Raw genomic sequence first — 7,207 nt, 5'->3', positions numbered from 1 at the left:
ACCGGCTCGAGCTGGGCCCGAGCCAGGCTCGTCGCCAGCCGTGGCCCACGGGGGAACCACCGCGTGTCCGGGACCAGCTCGCGGCCGGAGGGCGTGACGTAGTGCACGGGGGCGGCGATGTACAGGTTGTCGAAGGCGGTCGCCTCCAGCCAGACACCGAACCCCTCTTCGGGCAGCTCGAGGCGCCACTCACCGGCCACCTGCGTCAGGCCGAAGGTCGTACGGATCACCGTGCCGGGCTCGGCGTCGCGGTAGCGGCCATCCGTTCCCAGCATGCCCACGGGCGCGACGCTGACCTCGATGGAGCTGTCGCCGGTCCGCCGGACGTGGAGGTCACTGGCCCGGTTGTAGATGAGCGTGTCGTGGGCGGACCAGCGCCACCTGCCCACCGATGGCTCGCTGAGGTAGGCCTTCGCGGTGGCGTGCGTCTCAGCCTGGTCCTCGCCTGCGCGGATGAAGCCACGGGCGATCTGTTCGGGGCTTGCGCCGGCGACCGGCAACTGCGCCGTCACCCGGAACTGATCGTTGATCGGTTCGTCGAGCCGGCGCCCATCGCTGACGCGCGAGGAGTCCGGCAGCCCGGCACATCCGGCGGCCACTCCGGCCACGAGCAAGGCTGCGAGGACGACCGCCACCCGGCGCAGCACCGCAGGCATCACGACGGGTGCTCCGCCCCGGTCGGCGCCTGGGTGCGGGTGATCCGGCGCAGCTTGACCGTGTCCTCAGTCGCGCGTCCGGATGCGTTCCACTCCTCCTCGCCCGCTCCGGCCCGGTCGCGATGGGTTCGCGCAGCAAGCGGACTCAACGGCAGTGGAGAACCGGTGATGGTCGCATCGGCGTGTCGTGGCAGGGTGAGCCGGAAGCATGAGCCCTCCCCGGGGACACCCCAGGCCTCCAGCCTTCCGGCGTGCAGCCGCGCGTCCTCGAGCGAGATGGCCAGTCCGAGGCCAGTGCCTCCGGTCGTCCGTGCGCGGGCTGGATCCGCCCGCCAGAACCGGGTGAACACGAGGGCCGCCTCACCCGGCCGCAGGCCTACCCCATGATCCCGGACCGTGACCGCCACGGCCGAGTCGTTGGCGCCCAGGGTGACCTCCACGGGTCGACCGTCACCGTGCTCGATCGCGTTCGCGATGAGGTTGCGCAGCACGCGCTCGATCCGGCGTGAGTCCATCTCGGCCACGACCGGGAATGCTGGCTCGTGGACGACGAGCTCGATGCCCTTCCGCCCAGCCAGGGTGCGGTGGGCGTCGACCGCCCGCTCAACGCAGCCCCGCAGGTCAGTGGCCTCGATCTCGAGGACAGCGGCGCCGGCGTCGAAACGCGAGATCTCGAGCAGGTCCGTCAGGAGGGACTCGAAACGGTCGAGCTCGCCCATGAGCAGCTCGGCCGATCTCGCCACGGCCGGGTCGAACGTGCCTCGTGAGTCGTGGATGAGCTCACCGGCCATTCGGATCGTCGTCAGGGGCGTGCGCAGCTCATGGGAGACGTCGGAGACGAAGCGTTGCTGGACCCGGGACAGGTTCTCGAGCTGGGCAATCTGCTGCTGCAGCGACGCCGCCATGGCATTGAACGAGTTGCCCAGGCGCGCCAGGTCGTCCTCCCCCTTGGCCCGCATGCGCTCGTTGAGGTTCCCCTCCGCGAAACGCTCGGCGACGATCGCTGCGCGGCGCACCGGGTCGGCGACGAGCCGGGTGACGACGAAGGCGATGGCGCCCACGAGGAGGATGAGCGCCACCCCACCGAGCAGGAAGGTCCGGCCGACAAGGTTGATGATGTCGCGCTCGCGCTGCATGGGATAGATGAAGTACAGGCCGTAGTCGCCGACCACCGGCAGTGCTACCTGCTGGCCCACGACGAGCGCGGAGACGGTGCTGTCGCCGAGCTCAACCGTCGTGATCTGCATCTGCTGTCGATCCGGGTTCTCCGCGACCGCCTGGGACAGCTCCTTGGGGATGAAGCGGGCTCCGACAGAGCCGCTCTCGATCGGCCCGATGATGTTCGGGTTGTTGTTCGTGTCAAGGCGAGACAGGACGACGTAGCGCTCCTGGGTCCCGCTGTCGCGCTGCAGCGACCTGATCTGGTCGGTCGCCCCCTGGCTGACGTCCGCCGTGGAGTCCACCTTGTCGGTGTACTGGAAGTAGTTCTGCGTGTCCTTCGCGTCACGCTGGGAGTCGACTGCGGCGATGCTCTGACGTCCGTCCACGAGGCCTTGGGCGATGGAGCCGTAGAGATAGGTGCCGACCGCCGTGAGCACGAGAATGCCGAGGAGCATGGTCGTCACGACGACGCGGAAGCCGAGCGAGGCGCGCCATAGGTGGAGGGGCCGGCGCCACAGCGTCCTCAGCTGGTGCGCCAGTCGCTCCCAGCGGCTCCGGGGCCGGTGGCCCCGGGCGGTCTCGTCGATCTCCATCACTGCGGTGGGCCGCTCACTCATCTCCATCGCCCGACTCCGCGGCGCTGCCGTTGCCGACAGGCCTCAGGCGGGGCCCGCCTTGTAGCCGACGCCCCTGACCGTGACCACGATCTCCGGGCGCTCGGGATCATGCTCGATCTTCGAGCGCAGTCGCTGCACGTGCACATTGACGAGACGGGTGTCGCCCGCATGGCGATAACCCCACACCTGCTCGAGCAGCACCTCGCGGGTGAAGACCTGCCACGGCTTGCGCGCGAGGGCGACGAGCAGGTCGAACTCGAGCGGCGTCAAGGACAGCGCCTTCCCATTCCGCCTGACCGAGTGTCCCGCGACGTCGATCTCGAGATCTCCGATCGTCAGCTTCTCCGGCGCGGGCTCGTCACCTCGCCGAAGTCGAGCCCTGACCCGTGCGATGAGCTCTTGCGGCTTGAAGGGCTTGACGACGTAGTCGTCGGCCCCGGACTCCAGCCCGACGACGACGTCGACCGTGTCAGTCCGGGCCGTCAACATCACGATCGGCACGCCGCTCTCCGCGCGGATCCGTCGGCACACCTCCATGCCATCCAAGCCAGGCAGCATGACATCGAGCAGGACGAGGTCGGGTCGCGACTCCCGGAAGGCCGGGACGGCGTCGCCTCCGTCGGCCACATGGGTGACCTCGAGGCCCTCGTTGCGCAGCACGATGCCCAGCATCTCGGCAAGGGCGAGGTCATCGTCGACGACCAGAACCCGACCCTTCACGTCATCTCCCTTCGCGGCCCGCACGCGGGGTCGCACGTCATGGCCACATCATCACACAGCGGCGCCGTCCCTCGGGACGCCGTAGCGGCCCGCTCCCACCCTCAGGTCATTCGGTCACGAACCATTTGTCCTTGATCTTGACGGCCTTGAACCGGTGGATCACCTGCGCTGCAACGTCGGGCTTCACCGTGGCGGCCTCGAAGGTGGCCAGGTCATCGATGACGGTCGCGCCGTCGATGCTGAGGCCGTCGAACATCCCCTTGAGCTCCTGCAGCGAGCTGAGCAGCGGCGTCAGCGCCTCCCCACAGTCGGGCGCGGCGCCCTTGATGCTGTTGACCGGCTGGCCGTCCGCCGCCATCAGGGCGCAGACGGCTACACCGTCGCCGGCGACGAGGGCGGTGAGCCAGGACTCCATGGCCGCCTCGGGCGTGGCCTGGTCGACCGCAGGGGAGGTCGTCGTGGCCTTCGTGGTGGGCGTCGCGGTCGCCGAGTCCGCGGCTGTCGTGTCCGCCCGCGGGACGGCTGTCGGCGCGGGACTCATGAAGGCGTCCTCCAGCGTGGAGCAGGCGCCGAGCGCCAGGGTGAGGGTGAGCGCCAACGCACCGCTCAGGAGCTTTCTCATGGTTGCCTTCGTCTCGTGCGCCCGGGATCGGGTGACAGGGGATTTCATTGGCCATTTTCGCGGGTCGCCCGCCACGCGGGCTGGTGACCCAGCAAGGCGATGACGTATGCCGCTGGGCTCGGCGAGCTCAGCGGCATACGTCCCCTTGTGGCTGGGCTGCACGCGTCGGTGGCGTCAGTAACGGTAGTGCTGGGGTTTGTATGGGCCGGCCACGTCGACGCCGAGGTACTCGGCCTGGCCCTTGGTCAGCTCGGTGAGTCGCACTCCGAGTGCGTCAAGGTGGAGCCGGGCGACCTTCTCGTCGAGCACCTTGGGCAGCGTGTAGACCTGCTTGTCGTAGTCGGTGTTCTTGGTGAACAGCTCGATCTGGGCGATCGTCTGGTTGGAGAAGCTGTTGCTCATGACGAAGCTCGGGTGCCCGGTTGCGTTGCCGAGGTTCATCAGCCGGCCCTCGGAGAGCACGATGATGCTCCGGTCGCTCGAGAACGACCACTCGTGGACCTGCGGCTTGATCTCGGTCTTCCTCACACCGGGGACCCGGGCCAGGCCGGCCATGTCGATCTCGTTGTCGAAGTGGCCGATGTTGGCGACGATCGCCTTGTCCTTCATCTGCGTCATGTGCTCGGCGGTGATGACGTCGTAGCAGCCGGTCGTCGTGATGAAGATGTCGGCCTTCGCGACGACGTCCTCGAGCCGGGCGACCTGATAGCCCTCCATGGCGGCCTGGAGTGCGCAGATCGGGTCCACCTCGGTGACCACGATCCGAGCGCCTTGGCCGGCCAAGGACTGGGCCGCGCCCTTGCCGACGTCGCCGAAGCCGCACACGACCGCGACCTTGCCGCCGACCAGCACGTCGGTCGCCCGGTTGAGGCCGTCGATGAGGCTGTGCCGGATGCCGTACTTGTTGTCGAACTTGCTCTTGGTGACCGAGTCGTTGACGTTGATCGCCGGGAAGAGCAGGTCGCCCGACTCGGCGAGCTGGTAGAGCCGGTGAACTCCCGTGGTGGTCTCCTCGGTGACGCCCTTGATCCCGGCGGCGACGCGCGTCCACTTCTCCGGGTCGTCGGCGAGGCTCTGGCGCAGCAGCTCCTTGAACACGCCGAACTCCTCGGAGTCCTCCTCGGTCGTCGCGGGAACCTGGCCGGCCGCCTCCCACTCGACTCCCCTGTGGACGAGCATCGTGGCGTCCCCGCCGTCGTCGAGGATCATGTTGGGACCCTCGTCTCCCGGCCAGGTCAGGATCTGTTCGGTGCACCACCAGTACTCCGGCAGGGTCTCGCCCTTCCACGCGAAGACCGGGACCCCCTTGGGGTCCTCGGGCGTCCCGTCGGGGCCGACGACGACGGCGGCAGCCGCCTCGTCCTGCGTGGAGAAGATGTTGCACGAGGCCCAACGGATCTCGGCTCCGAGCGCGGTGAGCGTCTCGATGAGGACCGCCGTCTGAACGGTCATGTGGAGGGACCCGGCGATCCGGGCGCCCTTGAGCGGCTGGCTCTCGGCGTACTCCGCGCGCAGGGCCATGAGCCCGGGCATCTCGTGCTCCGCGAGGCGCAACTGGTGCCGTCCGGCCGCGGCGAGGCTCAGGTCGGCCACCTTGTGGTCAAAGGACATGGCAGATCTCCTTGGCTTGGTGTGCTGACCCGGCGCGCCCCTCTGGGTCTCGCGGGTCGTCACCCACGCCGGAGTCGCCGATTCTACCGTCAGTGCGCCGCGGCTCCGCGTCGTCGCGGGATGAGGTGCATGACGGTGACGATGACGGCGCCGACCACGAGGCCGAGGAGGGCCGATGCGAGGGTGTTGACCAACCAGGCGAGGAGTCCACCGATACCGGCCACACCGCGGACGGCCTCCTCGAGGTGATGGACGAGGTCGTAGGGGGCGTGCCAGCCGAGCTCGTCGATCCCGCCGAGGAGGATGTGGCCACCTACCCACAGCATCGCGGCGATGCCGACCGTCGACAGGACGCTGAGCACCCGCGGCATCGCCTTGACGAGGCCGCGGCCAATCCGCTGAGCGCTGGATGACGCGCGCTGCGAGAGCTGGAGGCCGACGTCGTCCATCTTGACGATGAGGGCGACGACGCCGTACACGAGCGCGGTGATGAGCAGGGCGACGATGATGAGAATGACCAACCTGGAGACGAACGGCTCGTCAGCCACCTCGTTGAGCGCGATGACCATGATCTCGGCCGAGAGGATGAAGTCGGTGCGGATGGCACCGGACACGACAGCGTCCTCCTGGGCGGCGTCGACGGCTGCCGTGGCCTCCTGCTCGTGATGGCCGGACACCGCCTCCCACACCTTCTCCGCCCCCTCGTACGCGAGGTATGCACCGCCGACCATGAGGATCGGGGTCAGCAGCCAGGGCAGGAACTGGCTGAGCAGCATGATGACCGGGAGGATGATGAGCAGCTTGTTGCGGAGGGAGCCGAGGGCGATCCGCTTGATGATGGGCAGCTCGCGCTCTGCCTCCAGGCCCTGGACGTAGCGTGGCGTCACGGCCGTGTCGTCGACGACGACGCCCGTCGCCTTCACGCTGGCCCGGGCGGCGGCTGCGCCGACGTCATCGATCGAGGCCGCTGCGAGCTTTGCCAGGGCCGCGATGTCGTCGAGGAGCGCAACCAGTCCACCTGCCATGGGCTACATCGTAGGTGTCAGGGAGGCGGGTGCTAGCGAGCGCCTCTGAGCAGTCTCACGTGTGGCGAGGTCGCCGGGTCGTAGCCCTGGCCCAGGGCGAGGTACGTCGCCGCGAAGTCGGTGAGGGCGACGTGAGAGGCGACCCGCAGCAGGGGGTCGTCGGAGACGGCGTCGACGAGGGAGACCCGGACTCCGGCGTCCTCGGCCGCCGCGACGACGGCGTCGGCAAGGACCTGCAGATCCGTCCCTGCCTCGGAGGCGTGCCGGAGCATGACGAGCCGGAGGGGAGCGCGGCGCGGACCGTCGAGGTAGGGGTCGGCGAAGATGTCGTCCTCCTCGGCCGACTCCCCGCCTGCGAGGGGCCCGTCGAAGCAGGCCACGACCTGGCTCGCCGCGTCCGGCAGGACGCCGGATGCGACTGGCACCCGGCCGGTGCGACCGAACATGGCGACGGCCCGGCGGGCGGCGACCCCGCCCAGGTGCCCGGACCCGAGGACGATGGTGGACGACTCCATGATGTCCATCGCCAAGGTTTTGGCCGGGTTGTCGAATGACTCCGTCGATGGCCCTACCTCGGCGGCCCGCTCGTCGAGCACGTCCGCGAGGGCGTTCACGGTGGCGGTCGACACGGTGGCCACGCCGAGTGCGTCGGCCGCGAGCAGCAGGGGTGTGGCGTGGGCCCACATCGCGGACCGTGACGAGGACCCGGGCATCGCCAGCGGGACGTGGATTCCCCGCGATCGCGCGCTCAGCTCCGCCAGGGGCGAGTCCGGCGCGCCCACGGTCAGCACCGTC

Annotated in this window: 7 protein-coding genes; all 7 read right to left on the bottom strand. The window is 69.1% G+C overall.

From position 1 onward, the window contains the following. The coding region (locus VIR15_RS12840; protein ID WP_524538099.1) for an LpqB family beta-propeller domain-containing protein at positions 1 to 656 on the bottom strand (656 nt) is incomplete at its 3' end. Beyond that, positions 656 to 2,434, bottom strand: a complete 1,779-nt coding sequence (gene mtrB / locus VIR15_RS12835; protein WP_331928202.1) for an MtrAB system histidine kinase MtrB — start codon at positions 2,432 to 2,434, stop codon at positions 656 to 658. The genes mtrB and VIR15_RS12840, both read right to left, overlap by 1 nt. 42 nt (positions 2,435 to 2,476) lie before the next feature. After that, positions 2,477 to 3,154: an MtrAB system response regulator MtrA gene (mtrA, locus tag VIR15_RS12830; protein ID WP_331928200.1), complete on the bottom strand. Its 678-nt coding sequence runs from the start codon at positions 3,152 to 3,154 to the stop codon at positions 2,477 to 2,479. 106 nt (positions 3,155 to 3,260) lie between these two features. Continuing rightward, positions 3,261 to 3,776 (bottom strand): hypothetical protein, encoded by a 516-nt coding sequence (locus tag VIR15_RS12825; RefSeq protein WP_331928198.1) that lies wholly within the window; start codon positions 3,774 to 3,776, stop codon positions 3,261 to 3,263. A gap of 174 nt (positions 3,777 to 3,950) precedes the next feature. Then, a complete protein-coding gene (gene ahcY, locus VIR15_RS12820; protein ID WP_331928196.1) occupies positions 3,951 to 5,387 on the bottom strand; it encodes an adenosylhomocysteinase in 1,437 nt (478 codons plus the stop codon). An 89-nt stretch (positions 5,388 to 5,476) separates the two neighbouring features. Then, the gene (locus VIR15_RS12815) at positions 5,477 to 6,412 is read right to left on the bottom strand and encodes a DUF808 domain-containing protein (protein WP_331928194.1); all 936 of its coding nucleotides are present in this window, start codon (positions 6,410 to 6,412) and stop codon (positions 5,477 to 5,479) included. A 32-nt stretch (positions 6,413 to 6,444) separates the two neighbouring features. Further along, on the bottom strand, positions 6,445 to 7,207 hold a 763-nt coding region (locus tag VIR15_RS12810; RefSeq protein WP_331928192.1), incomplete at its 5' end, for an SIS domain-containing protein.

It is taken from the genome of Intrasporangium sp., from assembly GCF_036566125.1.
In the GTDB taxonomy this organism is placed as follows: domain Bacteria; phylum Actinomycetota; class Actinomycetes; order Actinomycetales; family Dermatophilaceae; genus Intrasporangium.
This window is presented reverse-complemented; position numbering and strand designations above follow the sequence as displayed.